Origin of the sequence: Carboxylicivirga marina (genome assembly GCF_016612505.1) — a bacterium.
GTDB lineage: Bacteria > Bacteroidota > Bacteroidia > Bacteroidales > Marinilabiliaceae > Carboxylicivirga > Carboxylicivirga marina.
On record NZ_JAENRR010000012.1, the window covers coordinates 1 to 19,822 of the forward strand.

The 19,822-nt window shown below is 40.7% G+C and carries 10 protein-coding genes; all 10 read left to right on the top strand.

The genetic code is table 11. From position 1 onward, the window contains the following. The first annotated feature begins 671 nt into the window (after window positions 1–671). The 10 genes from JIV24_RS06945 to JIV24_RS06990 are packed head-to-tail and all read left to right on the top strand — an operon-like array spanning window position 672 to window position 19,530. The gene (locus tag JIV24_RS06945) at window positions 672–2,174 is read left to right on the top strand and encodes a GH39 family glycosyl hydrolase (protein WP_234445736.1); all 1,503 of its coding nucleotides are present in this window, start codon (window positions 672–674) and stop codon (window positions 2,172–2,174) included. A 14-nt stretch (window positions 2,175–2,188) separates the two neighbouring features. Continuing rightward, window positions 2,189–4,777: a GH116 family glycosyl-hydrolase gene (locus tag JIV24_RS06950; RefSeq protein ID WP_200464305.1), complete on the top strand. Its 2,589-nt coding sequence runs from the start codon at window positions 2,189–2,191 to the stop codon at window positions 4,775–4,777. A gap of 41 nt (window positions 4,778–4,818) precedes the next feature. Beyond that, a complete protein-coding gene (locus JIV24_RS06955; RefSeq protein WP_200464306.1) occupies window positions 4,819–7,491 on the top strand; it encodes a GH116 family glycosyl-hydrolase in 2,673 nt (890 codons plus the stop codon). A 3-nt stretch (window positions 7,492–7,494) separates the two neighbouring features. Beyond that, window positions 7,495–9,450, top strand: coding sequence for a sialate O-acetylesterase (locus JIV24_RS06960; protein WP_200464307.1), 1,956 nt, complete (start codon window positions 7,495–7,497; stop codon window positions 9,448–9,450). 19 nt (window positions 9,451–9,469) lie between these two features. Then, a complete protein-coding gene (locus tag JIV24_RS06965) occupies window positions 9,470–11,023 on the top strand; it encodes a hypothetical protein (protein WP_200464308.1) in 1,554 nt (517 codons plus the stop codon). A gap of 31 nt (window positions 11,024–11,054) precedes the next feature. After that, on the top strand, window positions 11,055–12,515 hold the full coding sequence (locus JIV24_RS06970; protein WP_200464309.1) for a sulfatase family protein: 1,461 nt from the start codon (window positions 11,055–11,057) through the stop codon (window positions 12,513–12,515). A 5-nt stretch (window positions 12,516–12,520) separates the two neighbouring features. Then, window positions 12,521–13,084: an RbsD/FucU domain-containing protein gene (locus JIV24_RS06975; protein ID WP_200464310.1), complete on the top strand. Its 564-nt coding sequence runs from the start codon at window positions 12,521–12,523 to the stop codon at window positions 13,082–13,084. An 8-nt stretch (window positions 13,085–13,092) separates the two neighbouring features. Further along, complete coding sequence (locus JIV24_RS06980; protein ID WP_200464311.1) at window positions 13,093–14,595, top strand: alpha-L-fucosidase; 1,503 nt, start codon at window positions 13,093–13,095, stop codon at window positions 14,593–14,595. 11 nt (window positions 14,596–14,606) lie between these two features. Then, window positions 14,607–17,162, top strand: coding sequence for a glycoside hydrolase family 2 protein (locus tag JIV24_RS06985; protein WP_200464312.1), 2,556 nt, complete (start codon window positions 14,607–14,609; stop codon window positions 17,160–17,162). A 13-nt stretch (window positions 17,163–17,175) separates the two neighbouring features. Further along, complete coding sequence (locus JIV24_RS06990) at window positions 17,176–19,530, top strand: glycoside hydrolase family 95 protein (protein ID WP_200464313.1); 2,355 nt, start codon at window positions 17,176–17,178, stop codon at window positions 19,528–19,530. Window positions 19,531–19,822: the final 292 nt, after the last annotated feature.

Sequence of the window (19,822 nt, forward strand, 5' to 3'; positions counted from 1 at the left end):
ATTAATGAATTAACAAAGCGAATCATGCTTCTTTTTGCTTGACATTCAGCGTTTTAACTTACGTGGGAAACATCAGTTATTTATTTAGTACCTCATATATCTAACTTGTAAGCTTTCTTTATGCATAGAAATTCCCCTAATTACCAAATTTACTTTTCGCCAAATCAGAAATAGTATCTGTTTACATTCAATTTCAAATTAATAGCGTCCTAAAAAATTAAAACGAAAAAATGAATGTTAATACTATTGTTGCATGTACTTCCAATCGGATTCAATAGATATGCTTCAAGCTATCTGTTTTTATGGCCTCTTTTTATTGTTGTGCTCTTTTTATATCAAGACTTAGTAAAACCGTGAAGTTGAGAGCTTGCTCGAAAATCACACGGTTGCACTTAGGCTTGAAGCAAATAAGAGGACAATAATAAAAGTAGCCTTGAACTTTTTTCCTTAGTTTTTTAGTTCAAGCTAAAAAAGTAAGTCGGGTTTGGGCGAAGCGCCAAATTAATTGACACAAGATTGATTTTGAGTTAAGCATTGTCAGCTTTACGCACATAAACCTAAGTGTTGTGATTTACTTTTATCATATCGTGTGAATAAAGAAAAAGTATAACTGTCCATCAGACATGTTCATGTGATTATTTGAAGGATTAATCAAGTTTTAAAGCGAAGCAATGTATTTTACTGTAAAGAAGTTAACGTTTTTCGGTGTTCTGTTTTTTGTAATGTTTTTCTCTATCAATTGTTCAAAGACTAATTCGGAAGATATGGTTATTGAAGAAGAAATAGAGGAACCTGAGGGACCTGTTCCGGCTCAGCAAAAGATTGTAATTGATGTTTCCAAAAGATTACATGCCGTTCCTCAAAAACCTGGTGGGGTTGTTTCTTGCTGGTTAATGGATTCAGACATTGAACGCCCCAGACAAACGTCTTTTTCGGATGCCATGAAGGATATGGGAGTCAAATACATTCGCTTTCCGTATGGGCATTTAGCCGATAATTATTTATGGGATGCCGATGGTGATTGGGGAAATACACTCACGCCTAAAGTAGCAACATTTGCACAGGCACCAGCAAAATGGGAATGGGCGGTTGATCAAACAAGCGGTGAATTTATCAAAGACATGGACTTTGATGAGTACATCAGCATTTGTAATAATGTGGGCGCTGAACCAATGGTTGTGGTTAATATCCTCTCGTATAAATACAAAAATGGTCCAAGTTATGAGCAGTTAAAAGAATCGGCTGTGGAATGGGTGCGTTATGCCAATATCACAAAAGGGTATGGTGTTAAACGCTGGGCTCTGGGAAATGAAGTTGACCATCATTCAGATTTGCTTTCAAAAGAAGAATACATGGCTTTGTATTCCGACTTTGCAAGTGCGATGAAAGAAGTGGATGCTGAAATAATGGTCGGTCCCGGCTTATTGGGAAACTGGCACGCAGCACTTGTAAGTCACGATCCGGATAATATTGATTTTATCTGTGCTCATAATTATTTATATAAATACGATTGGCGTAATCAAGACTATGCAGGCTGGAAACAGGCCTCCGATATTATGGTGAATCATGTTGAAACTGCACAAAATGCAGTTAATAATTCGTCGATACCTGATATTGAAATCCATGTGACCGAAATGAACTCAAGGCCTTGGAGTGATAAATCGGATAACGATGATTTGTTCCGTGCACTGGCTTATGGTGAAATGTTACTAAACGCTACCACCTTTGAGGATGTAAAAGCGACTTACGTTTGGAATACACATGGTCCCTGGGGAGGTGAGAATGAAAATACACCATATAATGTGCTTGATCTGGATAATAACCGAGAACCAAGAGGTGATATCATAAAGCTAATTAATGAAAACTTGCTCGAACATTTTGTCGAAGTACCCAGAGTAAAGGGCTATTTAAGAGCTTATGCATCTGTGGATGAAAGTAATGAAAACCTACGCCTTATTCTTATGAATAAAAATGATGAAGAAGAAACGGTCAACATCAGTACAAGGTTTGCAGATTTGCCATCGAATTACACCATGATATCTTATACAGGCAATGGCCCTCTTGATGAAGCTCCTGTATTAAGTGATGCAACAAATATTGATATTACTGATGGGGTAATGAATGTTGAGTTAGCGCCCGTATCTTTTAATGTGATAACATTGAAATTGAAATAAAACATACAATGTATATGAAGAGCTTAATTATAAGTGCCTTGATGCTGACTTCCTTAGGGACAGTTGCACAAACATCATTATTAAGTGAAAGGATTACTGCACTAAAAAAATACGACCAAGACCACCTTTACCGCATAGCTTTGCCGATGGGAGGTATTGGCACAGGTACGGTTTCCTTAGGTGGTTCAGGTGCATTGCAAGATTGGGAGGTGATGAATGTTCCAGCAAAGGGATATAGCACTGTAACGACTGGTAACGATGCACCTTTCTTTGCTATTTACACTAAGAAGAGTGGCGAAGCATCCAATACTAAAGCTCTGTTAGGTCCTATTCATTATGCCGATTATCAACATTACGAAGGACGCTCGGTCGATCACCATGGTTTTCCTCGGTTCCGTGAAGCCTCGTTTGAAACCACTTATCCATTTGGAATCGTTAATCTGGCAGATGAAACCATGCCGGTTGATGTAAAGATTGTTGGCTACAATCCTCTGATCCCTGCTGATGCAGATGCATCAGGTATTCCAATGGCCATTTTAAATTATGAGGTGACCAATACTACAAATGAAACTATTGAAGTGTCAGTTTCAGGTAATATCCGCAATTTTATTGGAAAGGATGGACGCAAGCATACCTCTGACTGGAAGGGTGATTTTATCCCTACAGGAGCAAAAGACAATAAGAATGAATATAAAGCGACTAATAAGCTTCAGGGTATTTACATGTATTCCGAAGGCGTAGACAAAGACGATGCGGCATGGGGTACATTGGCCCTGTCAACACCCAAAAACAATGATGGAGAAATCTCCTATCGAACAAGTTCAGGGCATAACCGTTGGGGAAACAGCGTGCTTGATTTCTGGGATGATTTTAGTGCCGATGGTTTGTTGACAGAAAAAGACACGTCGATTGACCAAGACCCAATGGCATCAATAGCAGTCTACAATACTCTAAAAGCAGGAGAAACAAAAACCTTTACTTTTTACATTACCTGGAACTTCCCTAATCGTTTTGCATGGTCGCCTGAAAAACTAACGAATTATTACTCTAAACAATATGAAAATGCATGGGATGTGATTGTAAAAGAGATTGAGCGCTTACCTGAGTTAACAGAGCAAACATTGACTTTCGTTAAAGCCTTACAAGAGAGTTCTTATCCTGAGGTGATTAAAGAGGCAGCCTTATTTAATTTGAGCACCTTGCGTTCGCAAACAGTTTTCCGCACTTCCGATGGTTATATGTTTGGATGGGAAGGTGTGATGGACCGTTTTGGTTCTTGTTTTGGTTCATGTACCCATGTGTGGAATTACGAGCAAGCCACAGCTTTTCTGTTTAACGACTTGGCCAAAGGCATGCGTGAGGTTGAATTTAAGTATGCCATGAACAGCGAAGGCCATATGGGCTTCAGAACAAAACTGCCTTTGAAAGAAGGTGCTTCTGGTATTGATGTGGCAGCGGCTGACGGTCAAATGGGCACCATCATGAAGTTTTACCGTGAATGGCAATTGTCAGGTGATGATACGTTCTTAAAGGAATATTGGCCAAAAATTAAAAAGGCTTTGGCATTTGCCTGGGTCGAAAATGGCTGGGATGGCGATGTGGATGGTGTGATGGAAGGTGTGCAGCACAACACCATGGATGTGGAATATTTTGGCCCTAATCCACAGATGCAAATCTGGTATCTGGGAGCATTGAAAGCGGCAGAAAAAATGGCGCTTCACCTCAATGACAAAACCTTTGCTAAGAAATGTAAGAAGCTATACAAGAATGGTTCAGTCTGGACGGATGAGAACTTATTTAATGGTGAGTACTACGTTCATCTTATTCAAACACCACAGAGTAAAGATGATATTGCCAAAGGGCTGATGTCAAACATGGGTAGCAAGTCAATTGACAATCCTGAATTTCAATTGGAAACAGGTTGTTTGGTTGATCAGCTGGTTGGACAATACATGGCGCATGTATTGGGTTTAGGCTACTTGGTAAAAGAGGAAAATGTGAAGACGGCACTGTCAAGTATTCTGAAATACAACCAGCGTGAAGATATGTACGAGCATTTCAATAACATGCGTTCCTACGCCATGGGTGATGAAAAAGCATTACTGATGGCAAGCTGGCCAAAGGGTGGTCGTCCGAAAAGTCCGTTCCCATATTGGTCTGAAGTCATGACCGGTTTTGAATATACAGCCGCCATTGGCATGTTATACGAAGGCATGGAGCAGGAAGGCTTAGAATGCATCAAAAACATCCGTGATCGCTACGATGGTCAAAAAAGAAACCCTTTTGATGAGGCTGAATGCGGGCATCATTATGCACGTGCCATGGCTTCCTGGGCGGGTATTATCGCTGAAAGTGGTTTTCAGTATTCAGCAGTGGATAAAACCATCAAGTTCACTGATAAAGCAGGCAAGTATTTTTGGTCGAACGGTTCGACATGGGGGATGTGTGAGATATCGAAAGATGGCAAAGAATATAAGCTTACTTTGGAAGTGCTATATGGTGAGATGGAGTTAGAGAAACTTCAAATTGGAGAAAATATGCATAAATCGTTTAAAAGCGCTAAGCTTATTACTGGAAAAGGAAAGTTAGAGTTTAGTTTTTAAGAAAAACCAAGCAAGTAATAAGAAAACCAAGCTTAAATAAAATGATCAGAAATTTAATTGCATTAATTGTAGTATTAAGCTTACCTGTGTTTATTATCGCTCAGGGAGATTTACAGAACTCACAGAATAGTGAGTCGCCTTCATCAGAATGGCCCTTGCTAAAGACATACACCGGTGAATACCTTTCAGAAGTGGCCATGCCTCTTGGCGGTATTGGCACCGGAACAGTTTCCATTGGCGGTCGTGGTGACCTGCGCGACTGGGAATTGGGTAACAGAGGAGCGCTTGGCTGGACGCCAGGGGTCAAATTGGTAGAGCCTACCATTGCCAATGCACCTTTTTTTGCACTTTATTTTAAGGAAAAAGGAACTGCAAAAGGACAGCTTCGACTATTAGAAGGACCTATTTCTGAATCAAAATATTATGGCGATTGGGGATGTGATGCGTATAACGCAGGCTTCCCTCGATTTGAAGAAGTCGAATTTAAAGCGGCATATCCTTTGGCGCAATTGAGTTTCAAACACAAAAACGTACCGCTTGATGTAAATCTAAAAGCCTTCAATCCAATGATTCCAGGCGATGAAGACAACAGCAGTATTCCTGTGGCCATTCTCACTTATTTTGTAAAAAACAACTCAGATAAAGTAATGGAATTTGCCGTATGTGGTATGATTCCCAACTATATCGGAATTGATGGCTGGGGTGGCAAAACAAACCAGAATGAGAACGAATTTAAAGATGAAAGCTCATTGAAGGGGCTTTATATGTTTTCAAATGGTGTCGATTCAACAGATGTGAACTGGGGTACAATGGCACTTTCAACCAATTCAAGCGGAAAAGTAACGTATCGTACATCTTGGGCTAAACTAGGATGGAACTGGACTTTTCGCGAATTTATCGATGATTTCACTACTGATGGTGAACTGGTAAATTTAGGCTTCAATGCAGACGCTAGAGATTTCAACACTGGCGATATGCTAGGTGAAGAAATGAAAAACAAAGAGAAATATAGCATACCTACGCCCCCTGCAACCCTTTCGGTAAAAGAAACGATTGCACCAGGTGAGGAAAAAGAAGTGACTTTCTACATCACGTGGAATTTCCCAAATCGCCGTGGCTGGGATCTTGGAAAAAGCTGGTATGGTAATTTTGGTACAAAAGAAATAGTCGGAAACTACTATTCCACTAAATACAAAGATGCATGGGATGTAGCACAAAAAGTAAACAATAATATAATTACCCTCGAAAAAAAGACAGTAGACTTTGTTAGTGCATTTTGCGAAAGCGATATCCCTGAATCCATTAAAGAAGCAGCACTTTTCAATAGCTGCAATTTACGTAGTCAAACGGTCTTTCAAACTGCCGAAGGATATCCCTTTGGTTGGGAAGGAACAGGAAGTGTGCAAGGAACTAAATTGGGTGCTTCTAAAAACGCTGGTTGGGGATTGGGTACTTGTACTCATGTTTGGAACTACGAATCAACAATACCTTTTCTTTTCGGTGATTTGTCCATGAAATTTCGTGAAGTTGAGTTTCTGCATGCGACTCACGATAATGGTGCGATGAGCCACAGAGTGGGTTTACCGCTTAACGAGAAGGCCAAAAGTTTTAAACATTGGGCAGCCGATGGTCAGATGGGAACATTGATAAAAGTATATCGCGACTGGCAACTTTCGGGCAATGATGAAAAGCTGCAAGAAATGTGGCCCTACATTAAAAAAGCTATGAGCTTTGCCTGGAAAGGCATTTGGGACACCAACAAGGATGGCGTCATGGAAGGTTCGCAGCACAATACCATGGATATCGATTACCACGGACCAAATCCCCAAATGGCAGCCTGGTATCTTGGCGCCTTAAAAGCATCTATTGAGATGGCAGATTACATGGGAGACAAAGCTTTTAAAAAGGAGTGCGAAGTTTTATATAAAAAAGGAAGCTCTTGGGTAGATGCCAATCTGTTTAACGGCGAATATTACGAACAAATCATGCCTGAAAATCATAATAAGGTTGCTCAGTTAGGGAAAGGCTGTTTGGTCGATCAGTTGGTTGGTCAATACCTCGCACATACAACAGGTTTAGGCTATGTTTTAGACAAAGCCCATGTATCAAAGACCCTTGAAAGTATTATGAAATACAATTGGGTAGACGATTTTAACAACCACACAAACACTTTCCGCAGTTTTGGATTAGGCGATGAAGCTGGATTGATAATGGCATCCTATCCCAAAGGGGAATTACTGGACTTTCCATTCCCGTACTACACCGAAATAATGACCGGCTTTGAATACAGTACCGCTGTTCATATGATTTATGAAGGACAAACCGATAATGGAGAAAAAGTATTTGAGGCTATCCGAAATCGTTTCGATGGTAAAAAGCGAAATCCCTTTAACGAAGGCGAATACGGTCACCGCTATGCACGTGCAATGGCAGCTTGGGGTGGCGTAATTGCCTGGACAGGTTTTGAATATTCGGCTGTTACCAAGACAATGAAGTTTACGGATAAAGCAGGTAAGTACTTTTGGTCTAATGGTTATGCCTGGGGCATGTGTGAAGTATCGAAAGGTGGAGATGATTATAGGGTTCATTTGGAAGTGCTACATGGCAAAGTGGCTCTGAACACATTTCAATTGGGAGAGCATAAAGCTCATGCTTTCAAAAAAACGAATTCAGTTGAAGAAGGTGAGAGCCTAATGTTTAAGTATAAATTATAGACAATGATAAACTTAAAAATAATATTAACACTTGTAGCAATAGCTATCAGTACCCAAATAAGTAAAGCTGATATAAATGTTGCTGATATATTTTCCGACAATATGGTATTGCAGCGTAATCTCGCTGTAAAAGTGTGGGGGAGTGCTGATCCCGGTGAAAAAGTATTACTGAGTTTTAAGGGACAAAAGCTAAAAACCAAAACGGATAATAAGGGGAGGTGGTCTGTGCTACTGAAGCCCATGCAAGCTGGCGGGCCATATGAAATGACCATTAGTGGAAAAAATGAAGTGGTACTTAAGAACATTCTTATCGGCGATGTATGGATATGCTCCGGACAATCTAATATGCAATGGCCGGTTTCAAAATCTAATAATGCAGAACAGGAGATCAAAGAAGCGAATTATCCAAATATTCGTTTATTTGAAGTGCCACGAAGTGTCAGCAATGTTCCTGTTGATAATATTCCCTTTGCCAAATGGAAGGAGTGTAGTCCTGAAACGGTTAAGAACTTTTCAGCAGTTGGCTATTACTTTGGCAGGGATTTACAGAAAGAAATTGATGTACCGATTGGATTAATTCACACCTCCTGGGGTGGAACCTGTGTAGAAACATGGACGTCGAAGGTATCCATTACAAAGCTTCCTAAATATGAAGATTTTGGCGCACGAATTGATAATTACGATGTGTTAACCATGGCTCAAAAGTTTGAGGATGATCTAAAGGAAGCTTTAGGTGGTTTCCCTGAAAAAGAAGTAGGCATGAAAGAAAAGTGGATGCTGCCCAACACAGATAGAAGCGACTGGTTGAGTATGACTCTACCAACCTTATGGGAGAATGCTGGTTATAAACGCCTGAATGGCCGTGTATGGTTTAGCTATGATATTAACTTAAGTGCAGAACAACTTGATACAACTGCCCAATTGCATCTGGGTAAAATACACGACTCCGACATAAGCTGGGTAAATGGCCAAAGAGTTGGCGGGTTGAATTGGGCCAACGAAGTAGAGCGTGTTTATCCTGTGCCTGCTCAATTATTAAAAGTTGGTAAAAACAACATCTCAGTGCGTGTCGAAGACAAGTATTATAAAGGCGGTTTTGCCAGTAAGGCTGACAAACTATTCCTTCAGCTTGGGGAGAAGAAGCTTCCTTTAAGTGGCGAATGGCAATTTAAGGTGGATACCGTCATTCCAGATTTTAAACCCTTTCCAAATGATGTACCAAGCTTGTTGTACAATGCCATGATTCATCCACTTATTCCATATGGTATTAAAGGTGTTATCTGGTATCAGGGAGAATCTAACACACCACGTTCGAAAGAATACGAACTCACTTTTCCAAATATGATTAATAATTGGCGGGAGGATTGGCAGCAAGGTGATTTTCCCTTCCTATTTGTACAATTGGCCAACTATCAACAGCCTGTAAAGAAGCCTAAAGACGATGCCTGGGCTGAATTACGCGAAAGCCAGGCTAAAACACTACATCTGGATAATACAGGAATGGCAGTAGCTATTGATATCGGTGAAGCAAACGATATCCACCCTAAAAACAAACAAGAGGTTGGGAATAGACTGATGCTATCTGCTCTAAAAGTTGCTTATGGTAAAGATATCGTTCATTCCGGACCTATTTATAAATCAATGCAAATAGATGAAAATAAAGTCATCATCAGTTTTGACCATATTGGTTCTGGCCTGATTGTAAAGAACAAGCATGGCTACATTAATGAATTTGAAATAGCTGGTGATGATAAGTTATTCCATTGGGCCAAGGCAAAACTAGATGGCGATAAAATTATCGTTTGGTCTGATCAAGTGGAAAAACCTATCGCTGTTCGCTTCGGATGGTCCATTAATCCAGCTGAATTTAACCTGTACAACCAAGAAGGCCTGCCGGCATCTCCATTTAGAACAGATGATTGGGAAAGTATGACGGATGGTTTATCATTTGATAATTAGATTAACTAAGTTTTAATTTATGAGAAAAATTCAGTTTATGACCTTTCCAATGAATTGGAAATTAGAAAGTAAAGCATTTAGGGGTAGAGCGCTTTTACTTGTTTTAATATTGTTCGTATTATCTTGTAAGAACGATGTTTCTGGATTGCCGGAGAAAGAAGATGATAGGCCTGTTGATACAGAATCATCTGAATTTGATAGGACTATTAAGGTAGGTGATCCCACAGGAAAAAAGATTACACCTTACCTTACAGGTATCAATACGGTGTATTCTCATGAAGATATGAGAACCTGGGATGACGGTAACAAATTAAATCACCTCACAAATACCGGCATAAGTGCACTGCGTTATCCCGAGGGCCATCAAGTGAGTTTTTGGGACTGGGAATTTCCGTATCATGAGCCATATCAGGATATCTGGAATCCCAATTACGAGAGTACACTAACTCAGGCAAAACGCGATGAGCTAAAGGAGAAAAATAAGAACCGGATGCTGATAGATAACTATTTCGAAATATGTCGGGATGGTAATATCGAACCGGTTATGGGTATCAATATGTTTCAGGGGTGGAAATTTGATCGTAACGAAGAGTCCATTCAAAAGGCAGTGAGGCTGGTTGAATATTGCCTGAAACAAAACCCAAAGGTCACTTATTTTTTCCTGGACAATGAAGCAGGTCATCAACCAGAGCAGAATAATCATGTACCCATTGAGGAATATATACAACTTATACCCGCCTATAGTCAGGCTATTAAAGCTATTCATCCCGAGGCGAAGCTCATTCCAAATATTATGCGATGGAATGTGGTGGAACGAATGATAAGAGAAACCGGACAATATTGGGATGTGTACGACAATCATTGGTATTATGGTAGTGGAGGCAAGTGGGCCTATTTTAACCTTAATGAGTGGAGGGCAGAGGTTGAGAGTGAACAGCAGGTTAAAAAGATTGCTGACTTTAATAGTTGGAAGCAGCAGTATGGTATGGAGCATCTTGAGTTTAGTTACATGGAATGGAATGCACCTCCTCCAAACCTAACAGCGGACAGTAATCCTTCAAGCTTAAGTTATGCCATGATGGGACTTATTCAGGCCGATCAGCTGATGTTTTTTGCAAACAATGACATACATATGGCGACAGCCTGGCCTTTGATGTGGGAAACGGAGAGCAAGGATACGGATTTAAGTAAATACAACAGAAATCTTCTGGATAAAGACGATAGCTCTTGGCTTTCTCCTTCTGCAACTATTTTTCAAGCGTATTCACATGTGCAAAATGGTGAAATTCTGGAAAATGATAATGATCCAAATTCGGGATTAAGGGTTCTGGCCGTTAAAAGGGAAGCTAATAAAGGGTATGCTGTACTTGTTTTAAATAAGTCGTCTAAGGATAAAACCATAGAGCTTGAACTGCCTGATTCTGTAAGACGTGTTATTGAGGGAAAACACTTTACAGAGGGTGAAGGTGTGCATAATGTAGAGATAAAAACTTTGTCGCCTGAATTCAAAGAAAATAAGGTGTACATAAGCATAGAAGGTACTTCTTTTGCTTACTTGTTGTTTGACTATTAAAGGGATTGACGCTAAATCAGAGAAAAGGGAAATGAACGATAAACACAAATACATTCTATTGATCTTATTTTTGCCTATTGTTTTTCAATCTTGCGTGAGAAGTCGTAATGCTCAGCTTCCTAATTTCATCGTTTTCCTAACAGATGATCAAGGGTATAATGACTTGGGCTGTTATGGTTCACCAAATATAAAAACACCGCATCTGGACGAAATGGCAAAGCAAGGTATAAGGTTTACGAACTTTTATGCTCAACCTTTATGTGGTCCTTCGCGTGCTGCTTTGTTAACTGGTTGTTATCCTATTCGAATTGCTGAACCAGGTAATGTTAAAAATTTTCACACAAAACTTCACCCCAAAGAACTAACCATTGCTGAGGTATTAAAAACTGTCGGGTACCAGACCGCATGCATAGGAAAGTGGCATGTGGGTGAGAAGCCGGAACAAATGCCTCTAAGCCAGGGATTCGATTATTATTATGGTACGCCACAGTATAATGGTAATTCAAAACTGATAGAGCAATCTAAGCATCGATGCCGTATTTTAAGAAATCATGATACATTAAAGGTCATCAACTCGGTGGAGGAAATGGGGCAGCTCACTAAAATGTACACCCATGAGGCCTCTGATTTTATCAGGCAAAATAAGGACAATCCTTTCTTTTTATACCTGTCTCATAATATGCCACATGTACCATTAGGAGCTTCTGAAAGCTTCAGAGGAAAATCAGACGGTGGTTTTTATGGTGATGTGATTGAAGAACTGGACTGGAGTATGGGTGAGGTACTCAATGTCTTGAAAGAAGAAGGCTTGGAAGAAAATACATTGGTCGTGTTTGTTTCGGATAACGGTCCCTGGATTGAAGAAAAGATAGGTGATCATGCCGGAAGTGCTTACCCACTCAGAGGTGCTAAAGCACAAACCTGGGAAGGGGGCGTTCGTGTGCCTTGCATTATGAAATGGAAAGGGCATATAAACGAAGGAATTACAAATGATGAGCTACTTACATGCATGGATTTCTTGCCAACATTTTCAGAACTCGCTCAAGCTGAGTTGCCTTTTAACTTATCGGTAGATGGAAAAAGTTTTAGTGATGTTATTTTAAACGCCGAAAAAAGCAAACACGATCGATTCTATTACTATGCCTATACTCATTTGCAGGCAGTAAGAGACCGAGGTTGGAAATTAGTATTGCCTCGTCCAAAGAAACCGGGATATATGAAGTGGAGGGGCAGGAAGATTGACCAGGTAGATGAAATTCAACTGTATAATTTGATAACAGATAAGGAAGAACATCACAATGTAGCAGAACAACATCCCGATAAAGTGCAAGAACTGCTGGAAATGATTGAAGCTGGTCGCATTGAATTAGGTGATAACAATCAAATCGGTCAAGGTGCCCGTTTCTTTGATGAGGCATCAAAGACCGATAGAATTGATATATACAAAGAATGGCAAGCTGGTAATAAACAAGTTAATGAATCATTTAAATAGTTGGTATGAAAGAATTAATCTTAGGTTTTCTTGTGTTAGCTCTTATAGCGTCATGTTCTACAGAGAAGCATCATGTATGTAATAACGATAAAACTGAAGTAAGAAGTTGGAAAACAGACATATCAGAAACACTAAAAGTCTTTGGTCACCGTAACTGGATAGTGATTGCCGATGCGGCCTACCCTCAGCAAAGTAATCCAGCCATTCAAACCATTACCATTGATGCGAATCAACTAGAAGCTGTTGAGTTTGTAAATCAGTTAATCGATGAGGCAAGGCATGTCGATGCTAACATTTTTGTAGATAAAGAAATGGCTTTTGTTCCGGAGGAAAATGCAAGCGGAATAGAATCATACCGCAAGGCTTTACACCAAATACTTGAAGGCGAAAATGTAAAAACATTGTTGCACGAAGATATTATACGTGAGTTAGATGCATCGGCAAAATTATTCAATGTCTTAATCATTAAAACAGACCTGGCAATCCCTTATACCTCCGTCTTTTTTCAGTTGGAATGTGGCTATTGGAACGGGGAAGCAGAAAAAGAACTTAGAAATACAATTAAATAAGTAGATATATGAAACGACTTCTTACTTATGTCGCTGCTCTATTGATGCTGTCACTCTTTAGTTGTGATGGTAAAAACGGCAAGCGTTCCAATACTGAAATCAGGAAACAATACAACACAAAACATGAATCAATCGCTTCATATGATGTGCCGGCATGGTATAGCGAGGGCAAGCTCGGGATATTTATGCACTTGAGTGCTTTCTCGGTGCCGGCATACAAAAATGAGTGGTATCCTACGCTTATGTATTATGCCGATAACAATCCTAATGTCATTCATCCTGATTGGGCTAAGACATTTCGAGATCACCATGAGGCTACTTATGGTTCGCTAAAGGAATTCGGTTACAAGGACTTTATTCCCATGTTTAAACTGGAAAATTTTAATGCCATCTATTATGCTGAATTAGTTAAGAAAGCAGGAGCAAGTTATTTCGCAGCCCCGGCAGTTCATCATGATGGTTTTGCTATGTGGGATTCCGAAGTAATCAATTGGAATGCTGTTAAGATGGGACCAAAGCGAGATGTGGTTGGCGAATTAACAACGGCCATGCGTAAGCAGGGAATTAAGACCGGTGTATCCACCCATTATGGTCGCCATTGGAAATATTATACTTTTCGACCTGAGTTTGATACCTGGAATCCAGAATATAAAGGATTGTATGGGAAGCGTCGTAGAGATACAGATCCTCCAAACCCTGAAGATGCCTTCAAGTGGGAAAGTGTGATGAACGAGTTAGTGGATAATTATCAACCCGATTACATCTTTGTAGATGGAGGCATTTGTGATGCTTATACGGAATACAAAAAGCCCTATTTCAGGGATGCCATGTATCGGGTTGTTGCAAATTATTATAATAAGAGTGTTACATGGGATAAGCGGGTAGTACTTTCCTGGAAACGGGACGCCATGCAAAAAGGGCAAGCCGTATATGATACCGAGAAGAACGAGGCCGATGGTATATCAAAGCGTCCGTGGCAAGCTCATTTTACTGCTAACGGAAGCTGGGCTTATACAGGTGAAAAAGGCGCTTATCCAATCGAGTCGGTACTTCGCTGTTTTATTGATCTGGTCAGTCGTAATGGTAATCTTCTACTCAATATTGCACCACGACCAGATGGAACATTGGATAAGGCTCAGGAAAACTTATTGCTGGAATTAGGTCAGTGGATGGAAGTAAATGGTGAAGGAATAAAAGAATCAACACCCTGGGAGATTCATGGTACCGGCGAGCTTAATTCGCTGCGTGGAGGGTCAAATGTAAACGAATACGATACCGATGCGGTTCGTTATACTCAAAAAGACGGTGTGCTCTATGCCTGGTTTGTTTCCTGGCCATCTGCTAAGAACCTGACATTACCGCATGCTGGCAATTTTAACCCTGAATCTATTATTCCTCTTGGCGGCAATGAAAGACTTAAGTTTGTAAAAGATGGTGAAAACCTGATTGTTGAATTGCCTGAAAATCAGTTTGGCAATTACGTGTGGGGAGTAAAGCTGACGAAAGATTAAATCGTAATTAAATGAAAAATATTCTATTCCTTTTAGTGATATCCGTGCTTGTTGTATCGTGTTCAAACTCAAAACATGTACAAAAGGTACGACTAAAAAAGAACATCAATCGCGATTGGCAGTTTACCTTTAGCTCCGAAACAGAAGATTTTTCAGATAAAAACACAGATGGCCACTGGGAAAGGGTAGGACTTCCTCATACCTTTAGTTTACCATATTTTCGTTCAGAGAGTTTTTATGAAGGCTATGGATGGTATCAAAAAGCATTAACTATTGAAAAGGAATGGTTGAACAAACGAATCTATCTGGAATTTGATGGCGTTTTTCAAGTGGCGGAGATACACCTGAATGGTGTTAAAGTAGGTTCTCACCGAGGTGGTTATACAGGCTTTGAAGTTGATATTACCGATGCAGTTAAGCTCGGTGAAAACCAGCTGGCTATTCGTGTCAATAACTTGTGGGATGCCCAATTGGCACCACGCGCAGGAGAGCATGTGTTTAGTGGTGGCATCTATCGCGATGTGTATTTAACCGTGACCAACCCATTACATGTCACATGGAATGGCACATTTGTATCAACGCCTGGCGTTCTCAAGAATGAGGCGAAAGTGAATTTGAAGACAGAAATAGCCAACCAAAGCGAATCTCTAAAAAACATCACCTTAAAGACGCTTATTGTAGATACCAATGGCAATGAAATTGCTGAATTATCAAGTGATGAAACCATAAAGACGGGCGACACAATGGTTTGTGAGCAGACGAGTGATGTGATTAAAAATCCTGATTTATGGTCGCCGAGTAATCCAGCATTATACAAAGCCTTAACGTTCATCTATGAAAATGATACATTGTTAGATTCATATGAATCTAGTTTCGGATTCCGATGGACGGAGTGGACAGACGATGAGGGATTTTTCCTCAATGGAGAACATTTGTATCTCGAAGGAGTAAATGTACATCAGGACCATGCTGGCTGGGGCGATGCCGTTACCAAAGCTGGTGTGTATCGCGATTTAAAACTGATGAAAGATGCTGGTTTTAACCTGATTCGTGGGTCTCACTATCCGCATCACCCATATTTTACTGAGGTATGTGATCAATTAGGATTGCTATTCATTCCTGAAAACTGCGTATGGGGAATAGGTGGTTTTGAAGAAGATGGCTATTGGAATTCAAGTACCTATCCTGTGCATGAAGAAGATATGGCGGCTTATAATGAAAGTGCGGCTAATACTCTTCAGGAATTGATTCGAATCAATAGAAATAGCCCATCCGTGATAGCATGGAGCATGAGTAATGAACCTTTCTTTTCGGCCATGTCTGTTGATGCTGAAATGAAACAGCTCTTGTCTGATTTGGTGGAACTTTCGCATATTCTTGACCCAACACGATTGGCCATGATTGGCGGTGCACAACGCAGAGGTGTTGATGTATTAGGTGATATCGCCGGTTACAATGGTGATGGTGCCACACTATACCGAAATCCGGGAATCCCGAATATGGTGAGTGAATATGGTTCCTGTGTAAGCGATCGTCCGGGAAATTATACACCATGCTGGGGGCATGTGACGGATGGTGAGAAGCCTGAATGGCGCAGCGGTCATGCTATCTGGTGTGGTTTCGACCATGGTAGTATTGCCGGTAATATGGGCGAAATGGGCATCGTTGATTTTGCCCGTATCCCAAAGCGTTCGTGGTATTGGTATCGTCATTATTTCAGAGATATTGAACCACCTGTATGGCCTGAACCGGGAACACCAAAGAGTCTCCAACTTTTTGCTGACAAAACAACCATTCAGGGAACGAATGCCACCGATGATGTACATATTAATGTGAAGGTGATTGGCGATAGTGGCTTACATATTTCTAATAGTCCGGATGTGACCTTAACCATTATTTCTGGTCCTGGCGAATTTCCAACGGGACGAAGCATCACTTTTAAAGAAACGACCTATAATGATATTCAAATATTAGATGGCCATGCAGCCATCGAGTTTCGCTCTTACGAAGGAGGTGCAACCATAATAGAGGCCACATCGGAAGGTTTGGAGTCGGCTCGAATCAATATCACGACGATGGGAGAGCCAATGTATCAGGAAGGTATAACGCCGCTTGTAAAAGAAAGACCATATATCGATTATCGTCTAACGAAAGCAATAGCAGCCGGTGAACCCGTGAAAGTTTCGGATGCGCGTCCTTCACGTACCAATTCAGCTGGAAAAAGTTTACCTTCATTGGCCAACGATGGGCATAAATGGACCAAGTGGCAACCTGAACCAGAAAATGGACGTGTTTGGTGGGAACTGGATATGGAGAATTTCTATCAGGTCGACAGGGTTGAATTTACATTTGTTAAGGCTGAAGGAGCTGAGTTAATACTTGAAACCTCATTTAATCAGGAAGATTGGATGGAGGTAGCAAAAGGAAGATATATGAATAATGGTCAGACAGAAATGGTCTTCAATATTAACGATAAAACAGATGTACGTTTCTTGAGAGTTAGTTTCTTTACCAATCAGACTTTGGTTATTGGTGAAATTGAAGTTTTTGGTAATGTTAATAGATGAAAAAACACTAAATATGCAACACACTTTCAAACTATTACTTCTTGTACTAATTATTACTACAACAGCCTGTTGTACAGGAGTTAAAAAAGAAACAAATCTATCATTGTGGTACAATCAACCAGCTACCGACTGGCAATCGGAAGCCTTACCCATTGGTAATGCACACACCGGCGCCATGTTTTTTGGTGGTGTCGAAAAAGAGCAAATCCAGTTTACTGAAGGCACTTTATGGAGTGGTGGTCCGGGTAGTGGTGAAGAATATAACTACGGCATCAAAAACGAGGCCTGGAAGCATCTCGCCGAAGTACGAAGGTTGTTGGATGCCGGTAAAATGGATGACGCGCATCGGTTGGCCAACAGAGAATTAACTGGTGCCATGCATAAGGCAGACGGTTCAGAATCACTTTTTGGTAATTACGGAGCGCAGCAAACCATGGGTGATGTTTATGTTGAGGTGCAGCATAAAGGAGAAGCAATAAACTATAAACGTGAATTGGACATCGAAAATGCAGAAGGTCGTGTCAGTTATCAGCTTGGCGAAACAAATTACAAGCGTCGATATTTTGCGTCTTATCCAGCCAAAGCATTAGTGTATCACTTTGAAGCAGATAAAGCCACTGACTATACCGTTCATTTTGAAACGCCACATGTGAAGAATAAGGAATCATTTGATAACTCTGTATATTCTTTTCAGGGAGAAGTGGCCGATAACGGTATGCGATTTGAAACCTGCATGAAGCTTGAAACGGATGGGACGCTCAGCTATAAAGACGGCAAAATTGAGGTTGCAGGAGCAGGATATTTGAAAATATACCATGTAGCCGCTACCGATTACGTCAATCAATATCCCGACTATAAAGGCAATGACTTTATTGCAGACAATAAAAAGGTCCTTCAAAACATAGCTAATAAAACGTACGAGGCATTACTTGCAGAGCATCAGAAGGATTATAAAACGCTATACAACAGAGTAGAACTGGAGTTGGGCGACAATGCAAGAGACAGTATCCCAACGGATGTTCGTCTGGAAGAATATGCTAAAGGAATCACTGATTTAGGTTTTGAGGAATTGTATTTTCAATTTGGTCGTTATATGATGATTTCATCAACGCGTCCGGGTAGCATGCCAATGAATTTGCAGGGAAAATGGAACAACAGTACTAATCCGGCGTGGGCTTGCGATTACCACATGAATATCAACCAGCAGATGTTGTATTGGCCGGCTGAGGTGACCAACTTGAGTGAGTGTCACAAGCCGCTATTCGATTATATGGAGGCTTTAGTGGAGCCGGGTAGAATATCAGCCAAGGAGTTTTACAATACAAGAGGTTGGGTAGTGAATACTATGAATAATCCCTTTGGTTACACATCACCAGGCTGGAGTTTTCCCTGGGGGGCTTTTCCGGGTGGTGCTGCCTGGTTGTGTCAGCACCTGTGGGAGCATTACGAGTTTACGCAAGATAAAGTTTTTCTGGAAAAAACGGCTTATCCTCTAATGAAAGAAGCCGCATTATTCTGGATAGATTACCTGATAGAAGATGAAAACGGACATTTGGTATCGTCTCCTTCGTATTCACCTGAGCACGGTGGTATTTCAAGAGGTGCGTCCATGGACCATCAAATGGCCTGGGACTTATTGAATAACTGCATGGCAGCGTGTGAGGTATTAAGTATAGATGAGGAATTTAAATTGGAAGCACAGCGCATTCGCGACCGTATTTCGCCACCTACCATTGGTAACTGGGGACAGCTCCAAGAGTGGAAAGAAGATGTAGACGATCCGGAAAGCAAACATCGACATGTATCACATTTATATGCTTTTCATCCAGGGAAACAAATTTCAATGGAAAAAACACCGGACTTGGCTGAAGCGGCTAAAGTGAGCTTAAATGCAAGAGGTGATAATGGTACCGGTTGGTCTCTGGCCTGGAAAGTGAATTTCTGGGCTCGATTTAAAGATGGCGATCGTGCCTACAAATTGTACCGACGCTTATTATATCCGGCAACTATAAAATCAGAAAAGTTAATGGGACAGGGAAGTGGTACCTACGCCAACCTATTCTGTGCACATCCCCCATTTCAATTAGACGGTAACATGGGTGGAACAGCCGGTATGGCTGAAATCTTATTGCAATCTCATGCAGATATCATTGAATTACTTCCTGCATTACCTTCAGCATGGGCAAATGGGCAGGTTAAAGGTTTGAAAGCTCGTGGTGCTTATGAAGTCGATTTGGAATGGAAAGAAGGCAAATTATTGAAAGCAGAAATCACGGCATCGACAGAAGGCAATTGTACCATCCGATATAAGGGTACAACACATACGAAAGCCTTGAAAAGTGGTGAGCTTTGGAAAATTAAGTTATAAGCAAAGTTTTCTTAAACCCATTATTTCACGAGTCCTGATGCAGGTTGTATCCTATGTGTCGGGACTTTTTTATATCCTGTTGGCAGAGTTGCTAATGCATATGGTGGGCAATGTCGTTTAGTTAAGAAATTATACAATCTTGAGTGAATAGTACACTGTCCAACTTTCCCCCTTCGCCTCCGGCACCTGCCTGCAGCAGGCAGGCTTCCCCAAAGGGAAGATTTGATTAGCAGTTTGGTATAAATATATAAAAGACAAGCTGTACATAAATGCTCCACTTGGGGAGCTACCC